This is a genomic window from Dietzia sp. JS16-p6b (assembly GCF_003052165.1).
Taxonomy (GTDB): domain Bacteria; phylum Actinomycetota; class Actinomycetes; order Mycobacteriales; family Mycobacteriaceae; genus Dietzia.
In genome coordinates, this window is sequence record NZ_CP024869.1 from 1,289,275 (window position 1) to 1,312,463 (window position 23,189).

At 67.7% G+C, this 23,189-nt stretch carries 18 protein-coding genes and 2 tRNA genes; 14 read left to right on the forward strand and 6 right to left on the reverse strand.

Annotated features, from left to right (window positions below):
* The first annotated feature begins 17 nt into the window (after positions 1 to 17).
* Positions 18 to 1,280, forward strand: coding sequence for a deoxyguanosinetriphosphate triphosphohydrolase (locus CT688_RS05835; RefSeq protein ID WP_107756125.1), 1,263 nt, complete (start codon positions 18 to 20; stop codon positions 1,278 to 1,280).
* Positions 1,281 to 1,347: 67 nt separating this feature from the next.
* Here the strand turns inward: CT688_RS05835 and CT688_RS05840 are convergent, their stop codons facing one another.
* Positions 1,348 to 2,688 carry a serine hydrolase gene (locus tag CT688_RS05840; protein WP_107756126.1) on the reverse strand — a complete coding sequence of 447 codons (1,341 nt, stop codon included), beginning with the start codon at positions 2,686 to 2,688 and terminating at the stop codon, positions 1,348 to 1,350.
* A gap of 5 nt (positions 2,689 to 2,693) precedes the next feature.
* Positions 2,694 to 4,751, reverse strand: coding sequence for a YgcG family protein (locus CT688_RS17930; RefSeq protein WP_107756127.1), 2,058 nt, complete (start codon positions 4,749 to 4,751; stop codon positions 2,694 to 2,696).
* 68 nt (positions 4,752 to 4,819) lie between these two features.
* Between CT688_RS17930 and dnaG the strand changes: the two genes are divergently transcribed.
* The 8 genes from dnaG (at position 4,820) to CT688_RS05885 (ending at position 12,134) form a co-directional block, all read left to right on the forward strand.
* A complete protein-coding gene (gene dnaG / locus CT688_RS05850; protein ID WP_107756128.1) occupies positions 4,820 to 6,832 on the forward strand; it encodes a DNA primase in 2,013 nt (670 codons plus the stop codon).
* Positions 6,833 to 6,993: 161 nt separating this feature from the next.
* Positions 6,994 to 8,022, forward strand: a complete 1,029-nt coding sequence (locus CT688_RS05855) for an Ig-like domain-containing protein (RefSeq protein ID WP_107756129.1) — start codon at positions 6,994 to 6,996, stop codon at positions 8,020 to 8,022.
* 100 nt (positions 8,023 to 8,122) lie between these two features.
* Positions 8,123 to 8,195 (forward strand) — tRNA-Asn (locus CT688_RS05860).
* 327 nt (positions 8,196 to 8,522) lie between these two features.
* Positions 8,523 to 9,416, forward strand: a complete 894-nt coding sequence (locus CT688_RS05865) for an ABC transporter ATP-binding protein (RefSeq protein WP_231750515.1) — start codon at positions 8,523 to 8,525, stop codon at positions 9,414 to 9,416.
* Positions 9,413 to 10,279 (forward strand): ABC transporter permease, encoded by an 867-nt coding sequence (locus CT688_RS05870; RefSeq protein ID WP_197431477.1) that lies wholly within the window; start codon positions 9,413 to 9,415, stop codon positions 10,277 to 10,279. The genes CT688_RS05865 and CT688_RS05870 overlap by 4 nt, the downstream gene beginning before the upstream one ends.
* A gap of 36 nt (positions 10,280 to 10,315) precedes the next feature.
* A complete protein-coding gene (locus CT688_RS05875; protein ID WP_197431508.1) occupies positions 10,316 to 10,507 on the forward strand; it encodes a helix-turn-helix transcriptional regulator in 192 nt (63 codons plus the stop codon).
* Between the two features lie 109 nt (positions 10,508 to 10,616).
* Entirely contained in the window at positions 10,617 to 12,002 is a 1,386-nt protein-coding gene (locus CT688_RS05880; protein ID WP_107756131.1) for a carboxylesterase/lipase family protein, read from the forward strand.
* Positions 12,003 to 12,057: 55 nt separating this feature from the next.
* Positions 12,058 to 12,134 (forward strand) — tRNA-Ile (locus CT688_RS05885).
* Positions 12,135 to 12,150: 16 nt separating this feature from the next.
* On the opposite strand, the gene CT688_RS05890 is transcribed toward CT688_RS05885, so the two are convergent.
* The gene (locus CT688_RS05890; protein ID WP_156607139.1) at positions 12,151 to 13,458 is read right to left on the reverse strand and encodes a tyrosine-type recombinase/integrase; all 1,308 of its coding nucleotides are present in this window, start codon (positions 13,456 to 13,458) and stop codon (positions 12,151 to 12,153) included.
* 8 nt (positions 13,459 to 13,466) lie between these two features.
* The gene (locus CT688_RS05895) at positions 13,467 to 13,898 is read right to left on the reverse strand and encodes a helix-turn-helix domain-containing protein (protein WP_107756133.1); all 432 of its coding nucleotides are present in this window, start codon (positions 13,896 to 13,898) and stop codon (positions 13,467 to 13,469) included.
* 293 nt (positions 13,899 to 14,191) lie between these two features.
* Between CT688_RS05895 and CT688_RS05900 the strand changes: the two genes are divergently transcribed.
* The 3 genes from CT688_RS05900 to CT688_RS05905 all read left to right on the forward strand — a co-directional run bounded on the left by CT688_RS05900 (position 14,192) and on the right by CT688_RS05905 (position 16,244).
* Positions 14,192 to 14,446 carry a DNA-binding protein gene (locus CT688_RS05900; RefSeq protein WP_231750516.1) on the forward strand — a complete coding sequence of 85 codons (255 nt, stop codon included), beginning with the start codon at positions 14,192 to 14,194 and terminating at the stop codon, positions 14,444 to 14,446.
* The gene (locus CT688_RS17295; RefSeq protein ID WP_156607141.1) at positions 14,443 to 14,589 is read left to right on the forward strand and encodes a hypothetical protein; all 147 of its coding nucleotides are present in this window, start codon (positions 14,443 to 14,445) and stop codon (positions 14,587 to 14,589) included. The genes CT688_RS05900 and CT688_RS17295 overlap by 4 nt, the downstream gene beginning before the upstream one ends.
* A gap of 110 nt (positions 14,590 to 14,699) precedes the next feature.
* Positions 14,700 to 16,244, forward strand: a complete 1,545-nt coding sequence (locus tag CT688_RS05905) for a helix-turn-helix domain-containing protein (RefSeq protein WP_159077989.1) — start codon at positions 14,700 to 14,702, stop codon at positions 16,242 to 16,244.
* A gap of 82 nt (positions 16,245 to 16,326) precedes the next feature.
* On the opposite strand, the gene CT688_RS05910 is transcribed toward CT688_RS05905, so the two are convergent.
* Positions 16,327 to 16,641, reverse strand: a complete 315-nt coding sequence (locus CT688_RS05910) for a hypothetical protein (RefSeq protein ID WP_107756135.1) — start codon at positions 16,639 to 16,641, stop codon at positions 16,327 to 16,329.
* Between the two features lie 94 nt (positions 16,642 to 16,735).
* Here CT688_RS05910 and CT688_RS05915 point away from each other — a divergent pair, with 94 nt between their 5' ends.
* Positions 16,736 to 16,939 carry a hypothetical protein gene (locus CT688_RS05915; RefSeq protein WP_156607143.1) on the forward strand — a complete coding sequence of 68 codons (204 nt, stop codon included), beginning with the start codon at positions 16,736 to 16,738 and terminating at the stop codon, positions 16,937 to 16,939.
* Between the two features lie 178 nt (positions 16,940 to 17,117).
* Here the strand turns inward: CT688_RS05915 and CT688_RS05920 are convergent, their stop codons facing one another.
* On the reverse strand, positions 17,118 to 18,431 hold the full coding sequence (locus tag CT688_RS05920) for an ISL3 family transposase (RefSeq protein WP_107755580.1): 1,314 nt from the start codon (positions 18,429 to 18,431) through the stop codon (positions 17,118 to 17,120).
* Between the two features lie 149 nt (positions 18,432 to 18,580).
* Between CT688_RS05920 and CT688_RS05925 the strand changes: the two genes are divergently transcribed.
* The gene (locus CT688_RS05925) at positions 18,581 to 23,032 is read left to right on the forward strand and encodes a tape measure protein (RefSeq protein WP_159077990.1); all 4,452 of its coding nucleotides are present in this window, start codon (positions 18,581 to 18,583) and stop codon (positions 23,030 to 23,032) included.
* Positions 23,033 to 23,189 lie beyond the last annotated feature (157 nt).

Here is a 23,189-nt window from a genome sequence, read left to right on the forward strand (position 1 = left end):
ACAAGGAGGGGACGCGCATGACGCGGTACGCGTACACGGCCGCAGACGCCGAGCGCCGGGTGGGCGGGGGGCCCGCCCGGCCCCGGGAGACGGCGAGCGAGCGCAGCCCGTTCGAGAGGGATCGCGCACGGGTCCTGCACTCCGCGGCTCTCCGGCGGCTCGCAGACAAGACGCAGGTGGTCGGGCCCGGGGACGGGGACACACCACGGACCCGACTCACCCACTCGCTCGAGGTCGCGCAGATCGCCCGCAGTATCGCCGCCGGCCTCGGCTGCGACCCCGATCTCGCCGATCTGGCGGGGTTGAGTCACGACATCGGGCACCCGCCCTACGGCCACAACGGCGAGCGCGCTCTCGACGAGGTCGCGAAAGGGTTCGGGGGATACGAGGGCAACGCCCAGACGGTGCGGATCCTCACGCGGTTGGAGCCCAAGGTGGTCGACGCCGACGGGCGGGGCGTCGGCCTGGACCTCACCCGCGCCGCGCTGGACGCGGCCACCAAGTACCCGTGGCTGCCGCGAGAGGGCACGAGGAAGTTCGGCGCCTATCCCGACGACGCGGAGACTCTCGCCTGGATCCGCCGCGGCGCACCCGGGGACACCCGGTGTCTCGAAGCGCAGATCATGGACTTCTCCGACGACGTGGCCTACTCGGTCCACGACGTGGAGGATGCGATCGTGGCCGGCAGGCTGGACCTGAGGTCGTTGACCGATCCGTCGGAGGTCTCGGCGTTGGCCGAGCTGGGCGCGCGCGAGTTCCGGGGGCCCGACGCCGACCAGCTCCGCGAGGCGGCCACGCGTCTCGGTGCGCTCGAGGCGGTCCGCGCCGTCCAGCCGTTCGAGGAGACGTTCGCCGGTGCCGTCGCCCTCAAGGCGTTGACCAGCGAACTGGTCGGGCGGTTCGTCATGCCCGCCATCCACACCACTCGTCAGGTACACGGCGAGGTGCCGCACGGACGGTACAGCGCCGACCTCGAGGTGCCCCTGCATGTGGAGGCCGAGGTGGTGATGCTCAAGACCATGGCCGTGCGATACGTGATAAGTGACCCGGGGCACCGGGCCCGTCAGGACCGTCAACGGGACAGGATCCACCGGGTGGCCGAGTTCCTGGCCCACTCGGCTCCCGCCGGTCTCGACGCGGTCCTGCGTCCGTTGTGGGACCAGGCTCCGGATGATGCGGCGCGGATGCGCGTGATCGTGGACCAGGTGGCCCTCTACACAGAGAGCCGGCTCGAGCGGATCGACCGGGCGAGCGCGGGGATCCAGGCGGCCTGGGGCTGAGCAACCCGCCCGGCTCGCATGGCCCGAACGGCCGGCCCACGTCGAAGCCTCGTCTCGGACGTGCGCGTCAGCCCACAGCCCTGGTGAGGTCGCCGACCAGCTCCTCGATGCCGAGCCCGTAGATCGTCCCTCCGGGGGTGAAGCCGGTCCGCACCACCACCAGGTCGGCGGAGGGGACCACCACGGTGTACTGACCGTCGTGGCCCGCGGCCCAATAGGCGTCGGCGGGAATCCCGGGCAGGCGGAGCGGGGAGCCGTCACCGGCGTCGTTGACCCACCACTGCGCGCCGTAGGGTTCGGGCTCCCCGCCGGCCGGGACGACGGTCGTCGCGTAGTCCATCCATCCCGCGGGGAGCAGGCGGCGACCGTCGACCACGCCGTCATCCAGCGCGAACTGGCCGAAGCGCGCCCAGTCCCGCGGCGTGGCCCACAGATACGAACTGCACACCGACCGGCCGGAGGCGTCCGCCTCGAGCACGGCACTGGTCATCCCGAGTGGCCCGAACAGCAACTCGTCGGCCATCTCGGGCCCGAGGCCGGTGCGCTCGTGGAGCAGGTCGCACACGATGTTGGTGGTGCCCGAGGAGTACTGGCGGAACGTCCCGGGGTCGTGGGCGAGCGGCTGGGCGGCGGCGAAGGACGCCATGTCGGGCTCCGCGAAAAGCATCTCGGTGATGGGGGTGCCGAGGTCGTAGTCCTCGTCCCACTCCAGCCCGGAGGTCATGCGCAGCAGGTCGTCGAGCGAGATCTGCGCCCTCCCGTCGGTCCACTCGGAGCGCAGGCCGGTGCCCGCCGGGTCGAGGTCGGCGTCGGGGAACTCCTGCTGCGCCCGCCCGACCAGGGTGGCGGCCACGCTCTTGGCCATGGACCACCCGAGCTGCCGGGTGTCCGGTCCGAAGCCGTCCGCGTACCACTCGTCCAGGATCTCGCCGCGGTGGAGCGCCACGAGTGCGCGCGTGCCCTCGACGTCGGCGGCCCGGTCGAGCGCGGCACCGACCGCGGCCGGGACCTCGGTGGCCTGCGGTAGGTCGATGCCCTCCGGGCGGTCCTCCGCCGGTCGGACGAGAGAGCTGTACGCGGAACCCTCGGCGCGGCCATCGCCCACCGCGCAGCCGTACTCGGAGGCCCAGGCGTACTGGCGAAAGCCCACGCCCAGGACGGAGGAGTGCGCCCAGCCGTTGGAGTCGTCGATCTTGGTTCGCAGCAGCGGCACCAGCGGGTTGGGCGGTAGGTCGGACTCCGGGTCGTCCCGATCGGTGAGGAAGTGGATCGCGCAGGCGTTGTGCGCGGCGTATCCGGTACCGGTCATCAGCATCGGCCGATACCAGGTGCCCGCCGCGACCACCGCCGCGATGAGCAGTACGAGAACCGCGACCAGCGCGATGAGGACCTTCCGCCCGCGACTCATGGCCCTCAGAACCGCCCGCCGGCGCCGCCGCCGCCGAAGCCACCACCGCCGAACCCGCCGCCGAAGCCACCCCCGCCGCCGAACCCGCCGCCCCCGAACCCGCGGGAGCCGCCGAAGCCCGAGCTGCCACCGCGGAGCATGCCCTGGATCAAGGCGCCGGCGACCATCCCGCCGACCATCGCACCGGTGTTGGACCCACCGCGGCCCCGACCGCCGTACCCGCCCCGGCCCCCGTAACCCCCGGTGTACTGCTGCCGCGCGACGTCGTCCTGCGCGTGCCGGAGGGCCTCACGGGCGAGTTTTAGGGCGCGGTCCGCGGCGGGGAACGCCGCCGGGCCGGCGGTGCCCTCGGCCGTCGACAGTGACTCCTTGGCGGCCGACAGCCGCGTCCGCGCGGCCTGTCCGACCACGTAGGACCGGCTGCCGATGAAGTCGTCCGCCTCCCGCACCGCGCCGCGCGCCCGCGTGAGGGCGGCCTGGCGTGCGGCCCGGGCGCGGTGCGCCGTCTCGGCCTCGTGGCCGGCGGCGGCCAGCGCCTCGTCGAGGGCGCGGTCCACGTCGACCAGTTCGGAGAAGACGCCCAGTGGATCGGTCTCCCCGTCGCGGCGGGCCCGCTCGAGGGCGTCGCGGGCGGCGGAAGCTGCATTCGTCAGGTTCTGACCGCTCCGGCCCAGGTCCGGGGACCGCAGGAGCCGGGCGGCCTGCCCCAGTTCCTCGTCGACCTCGTCGATCAGAGCGCCGAGGTCGCGGCGGGCGGCAGCGATGTCGTCGGCCGCGTGATCCACGCCGTCGAGGAGTTTCTCGGCGCGCGCGAGCTCCTCCTCGGCGGAGCCGATGGCGTCGACGGCCTCGGCCTGTTCGCCCACGGGTCGGGCCAGGGCCGTGCGGGCGCGTGAGGTCTCGGCCTCGGCGGCGTCGAGCAGCTCCTGCGCGATCGTCAGGTTGTCGTCGATCGAGGCGAGCACGGCGGCGGGGAACCGGGACCGCAGGTCCTCCATCGACTTCTCCGCCTCGGGGATGCGGGCGCGCAGGGTCACCGCGCGCCGGGTGAGGGAGTCGACCGAGGCGGCGCCGTTGATCAGCACGTCACGCATCTCGGCGAACGCCGTCGCCTGGCCTTCGAGTTCGCGCTCGGCGCGTTCGGCCCGGGCGGCCACCTCGAGGAGCATCGCCCGGCGCTGGTCGGGGCTCTCGGGGATGTCGTCGTCGAGCCGCTGGATCAGGGAGTGCGCGGCCGCGACCTCGCTCCGGGCGGAGTCGAGGGCTGCCCGGAACGGGCGGGTCCGGAGCTCACCGAACTCCCCGGCGGCGGTCGCGAGCGCCGTCGTGGAGGTGTCCACGGCCTGGTCGGCCTCGACCAGGCCGGCGCGGGCGCGGGAGTCGAGGACGTCCACCGGCAGCGCGGACATCCGGGCGGTGTCATCTCCGGGTATCTCGCGGGCGGACTCGGCCTGACGGGCCGTTCGGGTCGCCCGGCGCCGCCGGCTGACCAGCAGTACCGCGGCCACCACGATGACGATCAGCGCGATGAGTCCGAGCAGAGCGGCGCCGGAGAGCCCGGAGCCCGATCCCTGGCGTTCGAGCCCGTCGGCGGCACCGATCGCCGCACCGGCCCAGTCGTCCTCCGCGAGTCGCGGCTCGATGTCCCTGTCGGCGATCCGCTGATCCGCACGCGGGTCGGTGGACTCGAACCAGTATCCGCGGTCACCGACCGCCACCGCGAGCAGCACGTCGGAGGCCCCCAGGTCGGACAGCCGGGCCGTCTCCTGTGCCCACAACTGCGCGGGCACCCCGTCGAAGCTGTCGACGTAGACCACCCAGAGTTGGAGGTTGTCGGTCGACCGGAGCTCCGCGAGACGGTCCTCCACGGCGGTCGTCTGCGCGCCCAGCACTCCTGCGGAATCCGTGACCTGCTGCTGCAGCCGGGACGGCGGTTCGGCCGAGGCCGACGGCGTCGCCCACCCGACGAGACCGACGAGGAGGGCCACCAGGAACGCGAAGGCCGCCACCGTGCGGGACCCTGGGTTCCGTATGGCGTGGGCGCGGGGCAGGGGTGCGATCATGCGGCCAGCGTATCGGCCTGTCGCGGGGGCCACGCCGGTCTCCCGTCCGGACGGTTACTCTGGGCGGCATGGCAGGGCGGATTCCGGAGCAGGACATCGCCGCGATCCGCGAACGCACTCGCATCGAGGAGATCGTCGGCGAATACGTCGCGCTCAAACCAGGCGGGGCGGACTCCATGAAGGGACTGTCCCCGTTCAAGGACGAGAAGACGCCCTCGTTCCACGTCCGGCCCCAGCACGGCTACTTCCACTGCTTCTCGACCGGTGAGGGCGGCGACGTGTTCGCCTTCCTCATGAAGATGGAGCACATCAGCTTCGTCGAGGCCGTGGAGCAGCTCGCGGACAGGATCGGGTACCGCATCTCGTACGAGGGCGGCGGACAGGTGATCCAGCGTGACCGCGGGACCCGGTCGAGGTTGGTCCAGGCCAACGCCGCTGCGCAGCAGTTCTACGCCGAGCGTCTCCGCGAGGACGCGGAGGCCGAGACCGCCCGGGCGTTCCTGCTCGACCGCGGCTTCGACCTCTCCCACGCCGAGACGTTCGGGTGTGGGTACGCGCCGGCGGGCTGGGACACGATGAGCAAGCATCTGATGCGGCAGGGGTTCGAGCCCAAGGAGCTGGAATCGGCGGGCCTGTCCAAGACCAGTTCGCGGGGGACGCTCATCGACCGCTTCCACCGTCGCCTGTTGTGGCCGATCCGCAATCTCGCGGGGGAGGTGATCGGCTTCGGCGCGCGCAAGCTCTTCGAGGACGACACGCTGGGCAAGTACATGAACACTCCGGAGACGATGCTCTACAAGAAGTCCCAGGTGTTGTTCGGCCTGGACCTGGCCAAGCGGGACATCGCCTCCCAGCGCCGCGCGGTGGTGGTGGAGGGATATACGGATGTCATGGCGATGCACGCGGCGGGCGTGACCACCGCCGTCGCCGCGTGTGGCACCGCGTTCGGCGAGGACCACCTGTCCACGCTCCGGCGGTTGATGCTGGACGACAACTATTTCCGCGGCGAGATCATCTACACCTTCGACGGGGACGAGGCCGGCAAGAAGGCCGCGATGCGGGCGTTCTCCGGTGACCAGCAGTTCTCCGGTCGCACCTTCGTCGCGGTGGCGCCCGCCGGCCAGGACCCGTGTGACCTGAGGCAGAACAAGGGTGACGCGGCAGTGCGGGACCTCATCTCCACCCGGGTGCCGATGTTCGAGTTCGCCATCCGCTCGATGCTCGGGGAGTACGACCTCGACCACGCGGAGGGCCGGGTCGAGGCGCTGCGCCGGACGGTTCCGGTGGTCGCCGACATCCGCGACTCGGCCCTGCGGGACGAGTACGCCCGCCAGTTGGCCGGGTGGGTGGGGTGGGACGACCCCGCGACGGTGCTGCGCCGCGTCCGGGAGGAGGCGCGCAAGAGGGGTCGGGCCCGGGCGGCCGCCTCCGGCACCCGTGGGCCAGGCCGTCGCGGCTCGGGAGGGTCCGGGGGTGGGCCGCGCCCGCTGCGGGACCGCGCCGAAAGAGGCGGGGGGAGAGACGACCACGAGGCTGTTTCCCGGGACGAACGACGAGCTCCCGTGGAACCGACGGGCGTACCCCTGCCCTCACCGGCGGACCCGGTGCTGTGGCCGCAGCGCGAGGCGCTCAAGGCTGCCCTGCAGTACCCGGGTCTGGCAGGGCCGCTCTTCGACTCGCTCCCGTCGGAGTGCTACACCCATCCCGCCTACTCCAGGCTCGCCGCCGCGGTGTCCGCCGCCGGGGGGTGTGCCTCGGGCAAGAGCGGCGCGAACTGGGTGTCCGAGGTGTCCCGGGGGCTCGAGGACGACGGGCTGCGGCGGCTGGTGGGCCTGATGGCGGTCGAGACGCTCCGGGTGGCGGAGGACGCGCTGCCCCGGTACGTCTCCGGCGTGCTCGCCCGACTGCAGGAGGTGTGGGTGTCCGGTCAGATCGCCGACCTCAAGTCGAAGGTGCAGCGGATGAGTCCGGCGGCGGACCCGGAGGGCTACTCGGCACTGTTCGGTGACCTCGTCGCGCTGGAGGAGTACCGGCGAGGACTGCTCGACCAGGCTGTGGGCGCCACGCCCGACATCGCCTGAGCCGTAGGGAGAACGGCCGAGAACAGGTCTGTACGCAGGCGTTTCCGTCGGATGCACATTGTGACAAAATGCTTATCTGTTTGGTACCGTCGCTCCCGATCCGCGGTCGACTGGTGGAGCCGGCCGGGCGCGGAAGCCCGACGACGCCAGATTGGTAGCTCATGCCCACGCCTTCCCGCCGACTCCTCCTGCCCGCAGCTCTCACCGCCTGCGGCATCGGCCTCACAGTTCTGCCGGTCGCATCCGCTGAGGGGTGGGATCGGGGTCCGGTCCGGTTCAGCGCGTCAGGGGACGACGAGTGCCGGGTCCAGTTCACGATCATCAACGAGACGAACGCCTACTACGTCGTCGACTATTCGGTGGACGGGGAGGATCCGACGTCGCTGGTCGGCGTCCCGGGCGTGTGGAGCCAGACGGGGGCGCCCGTCAGGGCCAGGTTCACCCTCAACAGCGTGCCGTACGACATCACCCGGGTGGTCGGACGTCAGGGAGTGCAGAACTCGGCTCCCGCGGCACCGGTTTTCACGCCGGGGACCGCCCCCTACGTGACCAACCGGGACCCCATCACCACCACCAGAACGGTGGACCTGCTCGACCAGCCCCGTCTGCCCAACCGGGCCTCCGACACGCACACCATCACTTACCAGGTGGTCCTCGGCCCCCAGTCCGCGGACAAGGGTTTCGACCCCGCCACCGGGCAGTTCGCTCTGTTCGAGACCGACGTGTCCGGGTGCCAGACGGAAACCGTCACCACGCTCACCGCCCCGCCGAGTGCTGTCCCGGGGGTCCCGGTCGAGCTCGCCGTGCACGTGACGCCCGTCGAGGCCGCCGGCACGGTCCAGTTCTTCGCCGACGGGGAACCGATCGGTGCTCCGGTGGACGTGACCGGCGGGTCCGCGACCCTTTCGTACGTCTTCACCGTGGTCGGCGACCCCGTCCTCACAGCGACCTTCACCCCGCAGGCCGTGGAGGACGACACCTTCGACACCCCGTACGCGGGGTCCACGGCCGCTCCGGTGACGATCTCCGTCCGTGACGAGCACCCGGGCGCCGGATCGCTGAGCCCGGATTCGGTCCGTGTCCTGTGCGACGGTGACGGCGAGGGTTCTCTGGGCCGCGGGTCGTCCGGGTCGTCCGGTGCGTCCAGTTCGGCCGGCTCGATCTGTGGAGCGCCGAGATCCGCGGGCTGACCGATGGTCAGGTCGTTGAGCTGGCGATTTGGTTCGGCGACCGCGCGCGCACTAAGGTGAGTTCTCGGTGTCCGGCGTGAGCGTCGGCCGCCGAGAGCAATCCCCCATAGCTCAATTGGCAGAGCATTCGACTGTTAATCGAAGGGTTTCTGGTTCGAGTCCAGATGGGGGAGCATCCACGCCAGGCCGGGGCATCTGCCCCGGCCTGGCGTCGTTGTGGGACTCCCCTGCCGTCGGTCTCGGGTACGACGGCCCCCGTGTCGGGGTCGGGGCACCGTCGCCTCTCGTGGCCCGGGCAGAGCGGTTCTCCCTCTCCGGGGCGCGGTCAGTCTCCCCATCGCGGCCGATCGGCTAACACAGCGTGAGAAACGCCGTATACAACTCCTGGGCTCATATGTAGCATCTGTGCTACATATCAACACACATATTGGATGGAGTTCGTGGGAATGTCGCAACCAGACGGTGGAGCGGTACGGGGTGGGCCGGAGAGGGGTGAGCCGGTGATCTCGGTTTCTGACCTGAGGATGCGGTATAGCGACACGCAGGTCCTCGACGGGATCGACCTCGAGGTGAAGGCGGAGGAGGTCGTAGCGGTTCTCGGTCCGAACGGTGCCGGGAAGAGCACGACCATCGAGATTCTCGAGGGCTTTCGCGCCCCATCAGGTGGTCAGGTGTCCGTGTTGGGGGTGGACCCGGCGCGTGGCGACGACGCGTGGCGGTCGCAGATCGGGGTGGTCCTGCAGAACTCGTCTGACCACGGTAAGTGGCGACCGCTGCAGCTGCTGAGTTATCTCGCCGACTTCTACCGGCCCTACGTAGACCCCTGGCCGATCGCCGAACTGCTCGAACTCGTGGGGCTGACCTCGCAGGCAAAGCAGAAGATCCACACGCTCTCCGGGGGACAGCGGCGTCGGCTCGATGTGGCCCTGGGCATCATCGGACGGCCGTCCCTGCTGTTCCTCGACGAGCCGACGACCGGGTTCGACCCTCGGGCGAAGCGCGAGTTCCACGACCTCGTCCACCGTCTGGGGGACCTGGAGGGAACCACGATCATCCTGACGACCCACGATCTCGCTGAGGCGGAGAAGTTGGCCGACCGCATCGTGATACTCGCCGGCGGCCGCATCATCGCTGACGGATCGCCACCGGCCCTCATGCGAGAGGTCGGCAGCACCGCGGAGGTGAGGTGGATTCAGAACGGGCAGCTGCACGTCCACGCCAGCGAGAACGCCACAGACTTCGTCCGCCATCTCCTCGCGGGTGCGGCTGGGGAGGAGATCACCGGCCTGACGGTCCAGCGCGCCACCCTCGAGGACGCCTACCTGTCGATCGTCGAGAAATTCGAGTCCGGACAGGCCATCGAGGCCGCACACTTCACGGAGGCCGCCCGATGACCGCACGCATCAATCCCACGCTGAACGCCTATCGAGCAGGGCTGCGCCGTGGGCTCGTCTCGTCCCGGATCATGCTCACCACACCTGCTGACGTCCTCGGAACCGTGCTCCCGCTGGCTGTCTTCGTCGGGGTCCTCATTTTCCTGCGAAGGGTCGAGGTCGAGGGATCCGCTGTCTCGCTCGCCACGATGAGCCTGCCCGGACTCCTCGCAATGGGGGTGCTGTTCAGCGCGGTCATGGGCATCGCCGGGGTGCTGGTGATGGACAGGACCAACGGAACTCTCCTGAGGTCCAAGTCCGTGCCTGGTGGCACCACGGGGTACCTGGTCGGGGAGATCGTCGCCAACGCGATCGTGACCGTGGTCTCGACTCTCGTGCTGTTGGTGGTGGGACTGATCCTCTTCGACGGCCTCGAGTTCGATAGTCCCGGACGATGGCTCCTCTTCACGGCGGTGCTGTTGGTGGGGCTCGTCGCCACCCTGGCCCTCGGCGCCGTGGTGGGCGCGTTGATCGACAGTCCGAAGAACATGGGTCTGGTCATGCTTCCCGTCATGGGGCTGATCAGTATCTCCGGGATCTTCTATCCGCTGATCGCGCTGCCCGTGTGGCTGCAGTGGATTGCCCAGGTGTTCCCGCTGTACTGGTTCGGTCTGGGGATGCGAGCTTCGCTGTTGCCCGAGTCGATGGCCGGCGTCGAGGTGGGGGAGACTTGGCGGATCGAGTGGGTCTTCGTGGTGTTGATCGTCTGGGCTGTGGCCAGCATGGTGATGGCACCGAAGCTGCTCAGCCGCATGGCGCGCCGCGAGTCGGGTTCGGTCGTGGCCGCGAGACGGAAGGAACTGCAGCAGCAGTGGGGAGTGTAGGTATTCGTGGCTGAGATCGTTCACAATCGCATCGCCATGTTGCGAGCCGAGCGACACGTGTCCCGCCGAGAGCTCGCTGACGGGCTCGGTGTGCACTACCAGACCATCGGGTACATCGAGCGGGGAGAGTACAGCCCGAGCCTGTATCTCGCGCTCAGGATCGCGTCCTATTTCCAGGTGCCCATGGAGGTGGTGTTCTCGACGGAGCCCTTCCCGAGGCTGGCCTGAATCAACTGGTCGACGCCGGTAATCAACTGGTCGACGCCGGTCGATCTGATGCGGGCGTCGTGCCGCCGGCGCCTCCGGGCGGCCGCGTGACACCGCTACGCTGGCGCCCATGACACGCACCGAGGTCACTCTGTCGACCGGCCGCGTCCGCGGTGCCGGCCTCGGTGACGTCGTCCGCTTCTACGGGATCCCCTACGCCGAGGACCCGGTCGGCGACCTGCGTTTCGCCGCCCCGGCCCGCCGGGAGCCGTGGGCGGGGGTCCGAGACGCGACCAGGCCTGCGGCCACCGCCCAGCGGCTGAGGTTCGACCCCGACCCGGCGATCCCCGAGCCGATCGTCGCGGGGAGCGACATCCTGCACGTGGACGTGTGGGCACCGGCGGAAGGCGGGCCACACCCCGTGCTGGTGTGGATCCACGGCGGCGGCTGGGAATCGGGGTCATCCCACCAGCCCTGGTTCGACGGGTCGACCTTCGCGCGCCGGGGAATCGTGGTGGTCTCGGTCGGCTACCGCCTCGGCGTGGAGGGCTTCACCCCGTTTCCCGACGCCCCGGACAACCGGGGGCTGCTCGACTGGATCGCCGCGCTCGAATGGGTCCGGGACGAGATCGCCGCGTTCGGCGGAGACCCCGGCCGGGTGACGGTCTCCGGTCAGTCGGCCGGCGGGGGAGCGGTGCTGTGCCTGCTGGGATCTCCGCCGGCGGCGGGGTTGTTCCACGGGGCGATCGCGGCGTCACCGGCAGTGCTGCGGGCCCCGGCGACCCGCCCGCCCAAGGGGGTCACTGCGGAAGGGCTCGCCGCCGGGGGGCGCGGCGCCGTCGACGAGTTCCATCGGCGCCTGCGGCGGGAGAACCAGTTCACGCTGCCGTTCCGGCCCGTGGTCGGAGGCGAGACGGTCCCCGTCCCTCCGCTGGAAGCCGTCGCGGCAGGGCCCACCACGGGAGTGCCGTTGCTCATCGGCTCCACCGCGACGGAGTTCGAGGCCGTCTCGGACAAGCTCCCGGGCCCGGCGCTGGTGCCGGGGGCCGCGTTCATGGCGCTGTCGCAGCAACTCCCGAGGCAGGGGCTCAGGGCGTTGGCCCGGCAGTCCAACGGACGGTCGCTGCGACGTAGCGTGGGCGCGGTCATCGACGCGGCCGCCATCCACTCCACGGTCGCCCGGGCCGCCGAGACGAGACTCGCCGCCGGGGACCCGACCTGGGTGTACGACTTCTGCTGGACCGGGGGAAACGGACCTAGACACTGCGCCGACCTGCCCTTCTTCTGGGCCGTCCCGAACGGCGAGAACGTGGAACGCTATCTCGGTGCGCCGGCGCCGCCGAGCCTGGTCGAGGCGATGCACGACTCCTGGGTCTCCTTCGTCACCTCCGGCGACCCGGGCCACCACGCCTACGACTCGCCCGATCGTGTGGTGATGGCGTGGAACGATCCGCCCGCGCAGGTCCCTGACGGTCTTTCGGCCGTGCGCGCAGTCTGGTGGCCGGAGGCCCGGTGAGAGATCTTGCTACGATTGCGCCGCACGTGCCGGTGGACGTTCCCGGCGCGTGCGGGGGGCTATAGCTCAGTTGGTTAGAGCCGCGGACTCATAATCCGCTGGTCGCGGGTTCGAGCCCCGCTGGCCCCACCATCGAAACGCCTGCTAGTCAGGGTGTTTCACCCTCGCTGGCCGCGGTAACAACATCGGAAACAGGCCCGGTGGTCACGCCGTGGTCACGAACGCTGCTGAGGCCGTTCAAGGCGGCGTCCACGACGGACTGCGCAGCAGTGTCGGCGAGGTGCCCGTAGATGTCAGCCGTGATCTGAATCGACGAGTGGCCGACGATCTTCGAGATGGCCGCGATGTCGACACCTGATTCGAGCAACAGAGACACGTAGCCGTGCCGCAGGTCGTGCAGCCGCACCCGGCGTAGGCCGGCCGCGTCCGACAGTTCGTGGAAGCGGGCCGACACAGTAGACGGCAACAAGGGCGTTCCATCGTCGCGACAGAACACGAGGTCGTGATCGACCCAGATGTCGGCGTGACAGGCCCTCAGATCGCCTTGTGTGAGCCTGTGAACCATGAGGGCACCCACGACCCCTTCGAGCAGGGGAACGCGCCTGTAGTGCCCGTTCTCGGTCTTCGGCTCCCCGAAAGCCACCGACCCGTGATGCTGGCCGCAGATCATGCAGTTCGGCCCGGTGGTGTTATGCGGGTTCTCGGTGAGCTGTTGGCGCACGGTGAGGACCCGGGTGTCGAGGTCGATGTCAGACCAGCGCAGCCCCAGCAGCTCGCCCCGACGCAGGCCGGTAGTGGCGTACAGCTCGAATAACGGCCCGTCAGCCTCGGTGCTGGCGTGGTCGAGAAACGTGGTCAGTTCGTCACGTGACCACGGCTTCACACGGTGCCGTGCGACCTTCGGCAACTCGATGTCAGCGGCGGCGTTGAACGTTACGTAGCGCCGCATCTTTGCAGTCGACAACGCCGACCGCAGGGTGGCGTGGACGCGGCGGGCGGTGGCCGGCCCCATCGGCTTTGGGTTCACGTGCTGGCCCCTGGTGCGCTTGACGGGCGCGGGGCGTGGCTTGCGGATCTCCACGAGCATCCACTCGACATCGGCGGGGGAGAGATCCACCAGCTTCTTCGAACCGAGCAGAGGTTTCAGGTAGCGCTCGATGTGGCCCTGGTAGGAGGAGGCGGTGCCGGGGCGTAGACCATTCGCAACCTTCTGTTCAAGCCATGTGTCGAGCCATTCGCCGACGGTGAGGTTGCGGCCGGTGAGGTCGACGCGCTTCTCGGACACTTCGCCGATCCGCTTCGAGAGAGCTTTGTTCGCCTCTCTCTGTGTTGTGAAGCCGCGGCGGCGTTCTTGCAAACGCTTGCCAGTAACGGGGTTCTTGCCGAGGTCGACAACGTACATCCACCGAACGAGTTCGACGCCCGCCTTCTCGCCCTTCACCGTGTACTTCTTCACTGAGCCCTTCACGACATGCCGCCCTTCATTGAACGTTGGATATTGACCAGGAGACGCTTCTGCTCGTCGTACGTGTCGGCCAGGTGCCTGAGGGCCACGTCGACTTCGCCGGATGCGCGCTCGACGGCCCTAGTGGGGCGGGAGAGGACCGTCTGCATGTCGACGGGGACGCCGTCGACACTCACTGTGGGCTTCCCTGTTGGCATGAGTAGGTGGTCGACGCTGACCCCCATGGCCCGCGAGATAAGGACGAGTTCGTCGATCTGGAGCTTTCGTTCCGCGGTTTCGCGGCGAGACACTTTTGCGCGGTCCCAGGAGCCATCTCCCGTCAGTTCCACGAGGCGGCTGGCGAGGTCGGTGGTGGTCATGCCGAGTCGTTCGCGCTCGGCTCGGACGCGTAGCCCGATGGCTTCGTAGACGGTGTAACCGATGAACGTCATGCGTTGAGCGTGCCAAAGGGCGGCAGGTAGGTCAAACGGATGCACAGAATGCGACAGGTTTTGTGCCCGGCTCAACCGACGACGGCGTGCGCGATTCGGTACACGCGGTCCTAGGGCTGGGTACAAAGAGTGCTACGTTGCGCGCATCGGTCGCACTTTGCATAGTGTCGGTCGGTCGAAGGTTGGGCGATGACCTGCGCCGAAACGTACAGGGTGCACACAACGTCACGACTCGGGCCGATTAGCCCCACATACGCTTTGGGCACACCGCCGGCACCAGAAGGAGAAAGCCAATGGCTACCGCCGACCGCAGCCCGAGAAACATGAAGTGGACACCCGAGGCGATCCGTGATCTAGGAGCGCGCACCGACATCAAGACCGCGTGCAGCGTCCTCGGCATCAGCTACTCGCTCGGCTACCAGCTCGTCCGCGAGGAGCAGTTCCCCGTCAAGACCCTCCGCCTCGGCAACCGCATCATCGTCCCCGTCCGCGGCCTGCTCGACGTGCTGGACATCGACGAGGCCCCGTCCCTGGACAGTGCCGCATGAGCGCCGTGGTCAAGTGCTCCGAGTGCCGCAAGCGCTGCCACCGTATGACCGGCTGGAGCATCGTCTACAGCGACGGCGACGTCACCGGGTATCTCTGCCCCGATTGCCAGACGGCAGACGAGCACGCCGCGGAGGCGGTCTGACTCCGCAATAGCGCAAAAAGAATCCCGCCCCCTAATGGCTGGCAGGCCGAGGGCGGGATCGGAACGATTGCCACGAGCGTACCCCGCCGTGGCTGGATTGGGAATCAAACGTGACCAGCAATTCCCCCGAGTTCAACCAGTTCGATTGGCTCAAGGCGCTCAACCGTTCAGGCCGGAATTTGAAGCCGACCACGAAGAACGTCGGCACCGAGCTGTTCAACTACGCGAATGAGCGCGGATACAACGTCCGACCGGGCCCCTCCACGATCGCGAAGGATCTCGGCATCGACAAGCGCACTGTCACGAAGGCAATCGAGACACTCCGAGAAAGTGGCTGGATCACTTTGGTCGCCAAGGGCGGGGTGTTCGAGGGCAAGAACACCCCGAACTCCTGGCGGCTCACTTTCCCGTCTGCATCGGTAGCCGAGTCCGAACCCGAGGGCGGCAGTGCCAGTGGGGGCCTCTCGAACAGGGGGGGTCCTACGACCCTGACCCCCAGGGCCTCACGACCCTCCCCCCCGGGGCCTAGCGACCCTGACCCCCAGGGCCTCACGACCCTCCAAAGAGATCACTTAACAAATCACTCAACAGTTCATGGAACAGATTCTTTTGCGCATTCCGGCGTGGAAGCGCAGGGCGCGGCTGGGGCAAGCGCACCTGCCGGCGCGCCACACATGGACGATGAAGAGTTTCAAAAGTTCTGGGATGTATACCCGAATCGGCGCGACCGGAAGCGGGCGTACCCATTCTTCGTCGAGGCAAGGACAAGGGCGAGCCTCGACGCCATCGTGGCTGGGGCTCAGCGTTACGCGGATGACCCGAACCGGGACCTGACCAAGGACCCGAAGACGTGGCTGGCGGGGGAGTGCTGGAACGACGAACTGATTCCCTCAAGGCCAAAGAAGAAGTCATCGACAGAGAAGAGCCTGGACCTCTTGCGAAACGTTCGTGAAGGGAAGGGCTACGCGCCGGCCGACTGGCTAGAGGAGTCTCCCTCGGTCGATGCGTTTGGCCTCCCCATCATCAACGCGCCGCGCGATCAGGATTACATCGACGCCGAGGTGGTCGAGGTCGAGCCCTTGTCTATCGAGGCACGCACCCCCGATTCTGTCAGTGACAATGTTTCGGCTCCGGCGCTTACCGTCGTCAAAGACAATGGCGCCCCAGACGCCTTTACAGCGTTTCTGGACGCCTACCCCAAGCCGACCCCTCCCGCGCAGCGGTACGGGGCGCACAAGGCGTGGCAGGCGGCAGCAAAAGCGCATGGGGAAGATCGGGTATTGAAGGCCGCGCAGCGTTACACGGAATCCTTCGAGGATGAGGGCAAGGACCCCAACTACGCCAAGAAGCTGTCGGACTGGTTCAAGGACGACAGCTTCGACAAACACCTCCCGCACGAGTTCGAGCCGTACGTCGGAATGAACGTAGAGAAGTGGCTAGACCTGGTCACCGAGCACCGCGATGTCAAGACGGCGCTGAGGTACGCGACGGGTGACACGTTCCTGCCGGAGTGGCCCGCCGAGGCTGAAGGTTGGACGAAGGCGGAGGTGGACGCGTTCCGCGAGTCGGACAAGGACCGCTGGTTCCGGGAGCACCGGGACATGCACCTCGAAGTGCTCACACGCCGCTACGGCAAAGCGCGAAACGTCGCGTGACCATGCCGTGACCACAACGCGGATGAACAGCAACGATGCTGCAGTTTTTGGATACCAAATCCGCTGATCGCTCCACAGTGGCTTAGCTGTTGATTCGCTCGACGACGGTCTCGTTGAAGATCGACCCTTCGATCTCGGGGTTCACTGTGCACCGGTATGCGTGCGGCACCATCTCGCCCAACATCGGAAACTCGACCATTCCGTGAAAGAAGTAGGTGCTCTCGACCGGGTCGAGCGCCTCGGTCTCAACGAACTCGGCACCATCCGGGTAAACCGAATTAGCTGCGACCCGCTCGTGGCACAGCTCGCGGGCAACGTCTTCTTGGTCACTGCCACAAGCGGTGAGCGAAGCAATTGCAGTGGCGGATAGGGCAGCGGCGGCGATACGCGTCAACATAAGCGGAATGTTAGCCCGGATTGCGGCTCGTGGCTAACGATTGAGCAGGCGTCGACTGCGACTCGGACCCGCGGCGTCACCGGACAATTCATGCATGTCAAAGACACAAGTTGACGTGCGGCTGGGGACCTACGACGAGGCTGCCACGCTCGCTGGCGTCACTCCCCGCACCCTTCGCCGTCGAGCCGAGGCCGGGCTGCTGCGCCTATACAAGACCCCTCAGGACGAGCGTCGAGTCCTCTTAGACCTTGATGAGGTCGAGGCTCTTTTCTCGTCTAACCGCCTGGTCGAGTTGTGACCACGCGGTCTCCGTATTCGCGGGTTCTCGACAAGTTGACCACCCGCACCGGCGCTGACGTCCGCCGCGCGTGCAAAGAGGCATTAAGCGAGGCCATCAGCGAGGCCCGCAAGACCCCGGAAAAGCACAACGACAGCCCGCAGGAAAGCACCACCACCCTTTAGTGGCCCTTCCGGTTTTAGAGTGCATTGATCCGGTCCTGAAGCTGTCCGGAGTGGATCAGTGACCGCAAGATGTAGTGCTTGAGGTTCCGGAAGCCCAGGGCGATTCCGCGGAGGTGCTCGAGGCGTCCGTTGATGGCTTCGACGGGGCCGTTGGAAGCGCCCACGTCGAAGTAGGCCAGGATCTCCCGATGCCGCTTCCACAGCGAACGGCCGAGCTGCGCGAGCTCGGGGAGTTCGGCGGGTACACCGGCCCGGATCGACTTGAGGAGCTTGTACATAGCGATCTTGCCCTCCCGCTTGCCCGAGGCTTCGTAAGCAGTGATGAGTCGCTGGTAGACGCCGTAGGTGACCTCCACCGCCGCGTGCGCGTCATGGGCGGTGAACGCTTGGAACAGGCGCATCTTCTGCTTGTCGGTCAGCAGTTCAGCGCGGGTTCGCAGGGTGCGGCGGATGCCGTACAGCGGGTCGCCCGTGCGGCCCCGGTGCCCGGTGGTGGCCTGCTGGATGCGTTGGCGGCACACGGTGAGCTTGTCGGCGGCCAGGTGCACGACGTGGAACGGGTCCATCACCGTCCGGGCAGCGGGCACCGCGCTGGCGGCGGCGGTGTGGTAGCCGGCGAACCCGTCCATCGTGACAACCTTGACCCGGTCTCGAAACACCTGGTCACGGGCGTCCAGCCACTCGGTGAGGACCTTCGCCGAACGGCCCGGGACCATGTCCAACAGGCGAGACGGGCCGGTGCCGTCCACGACCGGGGTCAGGTCGACCAGGACGGTGACGAACGCACTGCTGCCGTCGCCGCGCACGTGCTTCCATTTGTGCTCATCGACACCGAGAACGCGGACTCCGTCGAAGTGTCCGGGCTGCTCGTAGACCATCGTGCGAACCTCCGAGACCGCCAGGTCATTGACCAGGTCCCACCCCAGCCCGAGGGCCTTGGCCACGGCGGACACGCTGGTGCGGTCGATCGCCAGACGCTGCAGGATCCAGCGGCTGCAGCGGCGGGTGGTCTTGGCCCGCGGCTCGGCCAACGCCGGCATCCGCTGCTGGAAGATCCTCGTAGCGCACTCGGTGTTGTCGCAGGTGAAGCGCGGTACCCGCACGTGCAGTCTGGTGGGATGCCCGACGATCGGTAGATCCGTGACCTTCCGCTGGACGTGGTCCCGCAAACGGCCCGCCATCCCGCACTCGGCGCAGATCGGGTCGAGTGTGACCGGGGCGCAGAACAGGTGCGTGAGCTCGTCAGCCACAGCGGCGTCGGTGATGGTCACCCCGAGCTCGACGGTGCGGCAGATGGTGTCGGCGAGCAGGCTGGCGGTAGCGTTCAAAGCGGGTCCTGGGGATGCGAAGTGCTGGTGTAGGAACTTGCATCTTCACACGCCCCAGGACCCCTACATCTTGTGCCTCACCGCATCACCGCAGCATCCCCGCTACGCACTCCGGATCCGGAAGAGCCCCTTTAGTAGGAGGCCACTCGATGGCACTTGAAGTCGGTCGCCTCGTTGCCCGAATAGATCTTGAAGGAACTTTCGAAGAAAAGCTCGCGAAAGCCCGCTCCGGTATGGAACAGGCTGCCCGCGCGGCTTCGGATCTCGACGCGAAACTCTCGAACTTGGGAAAGGGCGCGAAGTTCGACTTTCCGACCGCTCCGAAATCGAAGATGGACGACGCCTCGAAGAGCGCGTCCAATCTCGGGGACAGCGTCAAGAAAGCCACGGACGCCGGCAAGAAGCTCGACGTGTCTAACACTGCCGAGTCGAAGCTGATCAAACTGAACAGCACGACCCGTGACTACGGCGTATCGCTGAAGTCCGCGTCGGAGTCGGGCAAGTCGCTCAACGTCTCGGATCAGCCGAAGCAGAAACTTGCTGAGACGGCATCGGTGGCCGACCAGGTCGACTCGAAGTTCAAGGGCCTGGGTATCACGATGAAAGGTCTGGCAGCTACTGCTGGTGGCGCTGCTGGTCTCGGTGCGGTCCTGACAAAGGGCTGGGACCGGATCACGGCGATCGACACCGCGCAGGGCAAGCTCCGCGGGCTGGGGCATGAGGCGCAGGGCGTGTCCACCATCATGGACTCCGCCCTTGACTCGGTGACGGGCACTTCGTACGGGCTCGGCGATGCGGCGACGATCGCAGCCAACGCCGTGGCGGCAGGCATCCAGCCAGGTAAAGACCTCACGAAATATCTAACGATGACGGCGGACGCCTCCGCTATCGCCGGGGTGTCGCTGGGCGAGATGGGCCGCATTCTCAACCAGGTCCAGACCGGGCAGTCCGCCTACGCGGGGGACCTTTCGCAGCTCGCAGACCGCGGCATCCCCATCTACCAATGGATTGCCGATGAGGCGGGTATCGCTGCGTCTGAGGTGAAGAAACTCGCCTCGACGGGCCAGATTTCATCCGAGATGCTGTTCTCCGCGATCCAGAACAACATCGGTGGCGCGGCGCAGGAACTCGGCGGCACCCTGACGGGTTCTCTCGCCAACGTGGGAGCCGCGTTCGGCAGGCTCGGCGCATCCGCCATCGACCCCTTCCGCGAAGACATCATGTCGGCAGCAGAAGGGGCACAGAAGTTCGCAGGCACCCTTTCGTCGGTAGTCGGCCCCGCCGCCTCTGTCGCAGCCACCGGGCTAAGTGCCGTTGCCTCTGTTGTAGGGGCCATCCCGGCACCCATTACCGGGGCCACAGCGGCCCTGTTCGCCCTGCAACAGACCGGGCTAGGCCCTCGCATGGCTGGGGCCGCGTCGACCGCCGTGGGGGCACTCAGGAGCTTCGGGGACACCGTCGCGTTGTCCGCCTCGTACGCGGGGGAGGGGGTCCGGCGAAACGGCCTGTTCGCTACCTCGCTGCACGGCATAAAGGGCGCGGGCGCGGCAGCGCGAAGCGGCCTGTCGTCTGTGGTGGACATGCTCGGCGGGCCCTGGATGATAGGCATCGCAGCCGCGGGCGTGACTATCGGCGCGATGGTCGACTCCGCGAACCGGGCTCGCGAGGCAAACCAGGCCCTCGCCGATGCAGCATCCGCAGGTGCGGCGGCACAGACCGAACTCGGTGACGCACTCCTGCGTTCCAACGGTCTGATGGACGAGCAAGCGGTTGCCGCGTCCGAGAAGCTGATCGACACGATTGTTGAGGGCACCCGTAAGGCTGCTGAGTCCGCCACCGGGGCGTTCAGCATTGTTGACGGCCCGATGCACCGGATGCGCAACAACTACGACGCGCTTGCCGGGGCGGTCGACAACTACGCGGACACCGCCAACCAAGGGCTTATCGCGGCGAACATGTCGCGGCTCGAATATCAGGCACTCGAAGACGCTCTATCGGAAACGGGATTCACTCTCGAAGATGTGAACTCCATCGTCGCCGATGGCGGGGCACGCTGGGACATGCTGCGCGGTGCCCTCGCCAACACAGGCTCCGCTGGCGAGGCGATGACCGGAAAACTCGAGACCGGACAGGTGGCAATCGAGGGGATCGTCAACGCCGCGACCGAAGCCGAGATCGCGTCGACGCTTCTGTCGGATGCCTTCCGCGTGATGGCCGACGAGTCCTCCACTGCGGAGGAGAAGACGAACGCCCTCAAGGCTGCTCTGGACGCGCTGGCGGGGGACACTCTCACCGCCGATCAGGCCACGGGCCAGTTCTACGAGACCCTGTCGAAGCTCGACGGGCAGATTGACAAGTTGTCCGACGGGACAGGGGGGTTCACCCGCGAACTCGAAGGCGGCGGGCTTGCCTTCGACATGACCTCGGACAAGGGCAGGAACCTCCACGCCACGCTGCTGGAGATGCGGGATGCCATCGCCACAGTTCGGGATACGGGCGCGCCGATGTCCGAGGTCATGGCCGAGAACGAGAAGCGGATGCAGGCTCTCGCCACTGAGACAGGGCTGACGACGCAACAACTGTGGGAACTCGGCGAGCGTATGGGGTTCATCCCCGACGTCATCGAAACCGTGGTGTCAGTCGACGGGGCCGGAGCTGTCGCGGGTGAACTCGCCATCGTGTCCCAGTCCCTCAAGGACGTCGAGCAGGGCGCGGAAGTCGAGGTCAAGAACGTCACCGACGAAGCGCTCCTGTACCTCCAGGAGGTCGGCTGGGCGGCCGAGCGCATCCCCGGCACTCCGAACATCCGGGTTACCGCGCAGACGTCCGAGGCGCAGGCCCAGTTGCAGGGCACAATCACGATGGCCGCGAACCTTGCCGCGGCGGACCCGAACGTCAACGTCGACTCGAACGCAGACTTCGTCACCATCGCCCTCGGGCTGACGAAAGACGCCGTCGACCAGCTCCCCGACGGGCACGTCGAAATCACCGACACCACCGACGAGAACATGGCACGCCTGGAAGCACTCGGCATTGAAACCCGCAAGGACAAGTCGGGCCGGGTCATCATCAACGATGCCGACGTCGACAGGGCGAGGCAGCGCGTCACGGACCTGAACAACATCCGCACGGAGTCCCGCCACACGGTAATCATCGGCACTGTCAACCGTGGCGGCAACGACGCCTCTACGGCGGGCATCACGGTCGGACAGCATTACGCCGACGGCGGTATCCGGGGCAGCCTCCCCGACCAGGCCACGATCGCATCCCCGAAGGGTCCACGCGGCATCGTCCAATGGGCCGAACCCGAGACCGGCGGTGAGGCGTTCATCCCGCTCGCCCCGGCGAAACGTGGCCGCTCCGAGCGCATCCTCTCCCAGGTCGCCGACAAGTTCGGCTACAAACTGGCAGCGTTCAGCGACGGCGGCATCATGGCGTCCGGGCTAATCGACCTCGCTAAAGGCGTAGAGGGCAAACCCTACGTTTGGGGCGGCGTGCAGTACGGCGACTGCTCCGGAGCAGTATCCAGCTTGGCCAACTACGTCAGTGGTCGAGCCCCATTCGGGTCCCGCTTCGCCACGGGCAACCAACGACAGGCGCTCCGCGAGCGGGGGTTCATCAACGGGCGCGGAGGCCCCGGCGACCTGCGCATCGGTTGGTACAACGGAGGCCCCTACGGAGGGCACACCAGCGCCACACTGCCCAACGGCGTCAACTTCGAGATGGGCGGGGCCAGGGGCAATGGCCAGTACGGCGGGCAAGCCGTCGGAGCCGACTGGAGCCAATACACAGACCACGCGTACTTCCCCATGAGCAGGTTCGCGGACATTGACGCAGCCGTCACCGGCGACGCCATGTCGGCTATCGGGGCACGCCTCGGCACCGGCAACCCGTCCATGCCCAACGACCCCGGCAGCCCGTCCGCCTCCGGTATCGACCTCACAGTCTCGGGCGCGGCCACAGGCTCGGGCACGCCCGTCTTCGTCACCAACTGGCCCGGGGGAGCGTCAACTGGGGGCGGGGACATCAAAGCCAGCATCACAGGCGACACCGCAGGCAACGGCTTCATCGAAGGCGCATCACCCGCAGGGATGATCGCCAACGCGATGGGCCGAGGCGACCTCGTCAAGGTGGAGAAATTCGCCGACGGTGGCTTCCACGGACTCGAAAACCACAGCGCCCACATCGCGCCACAGGGGTCCATGCGGATCTTCGGCGAACCCGAGACCGGGGGCGAGGCCTACATCCCCTTGGCTTCACACAAGCGGGCACGGTCCACCGCGATCCTCGCAGAGACCGCCCGACGGTTCGGCTACTCCCTCGGAGCTGGCGTCAACCTCGCCGGCTCCGTCCTCACCGGCAACGGACTGGACACGGGCTGGGGAGGACCCGGACTGGGAGACCTCGGCATCGACACCGGGGCATTCAAGGACGCCGTTCAACCGTCCATCAACGCCGACGCCGAACGGCTCGGAGCGGAGATCGCGGCAGCGGCAACCCGGTTCCTCGTCGACGCGCAGCAAGGCGTCGACAAGGCCATGCGAGCCACCGACGACCAGCAGCGGCAACTACGCCAGAACTACGCGAGGGCGATGATATGACGACCCAGTACATCGACACTCAGATGCCCGGCGACTCGCCCCTCGTCCCGGACGAACCGCCCTGCCAAGACTGCACCGCAAGCGCCGACATCCACTACTTCCGCGATGGACAGTGCCTGATCCTCGTCCACCACGACGACACCTGCCCCCGCCTACT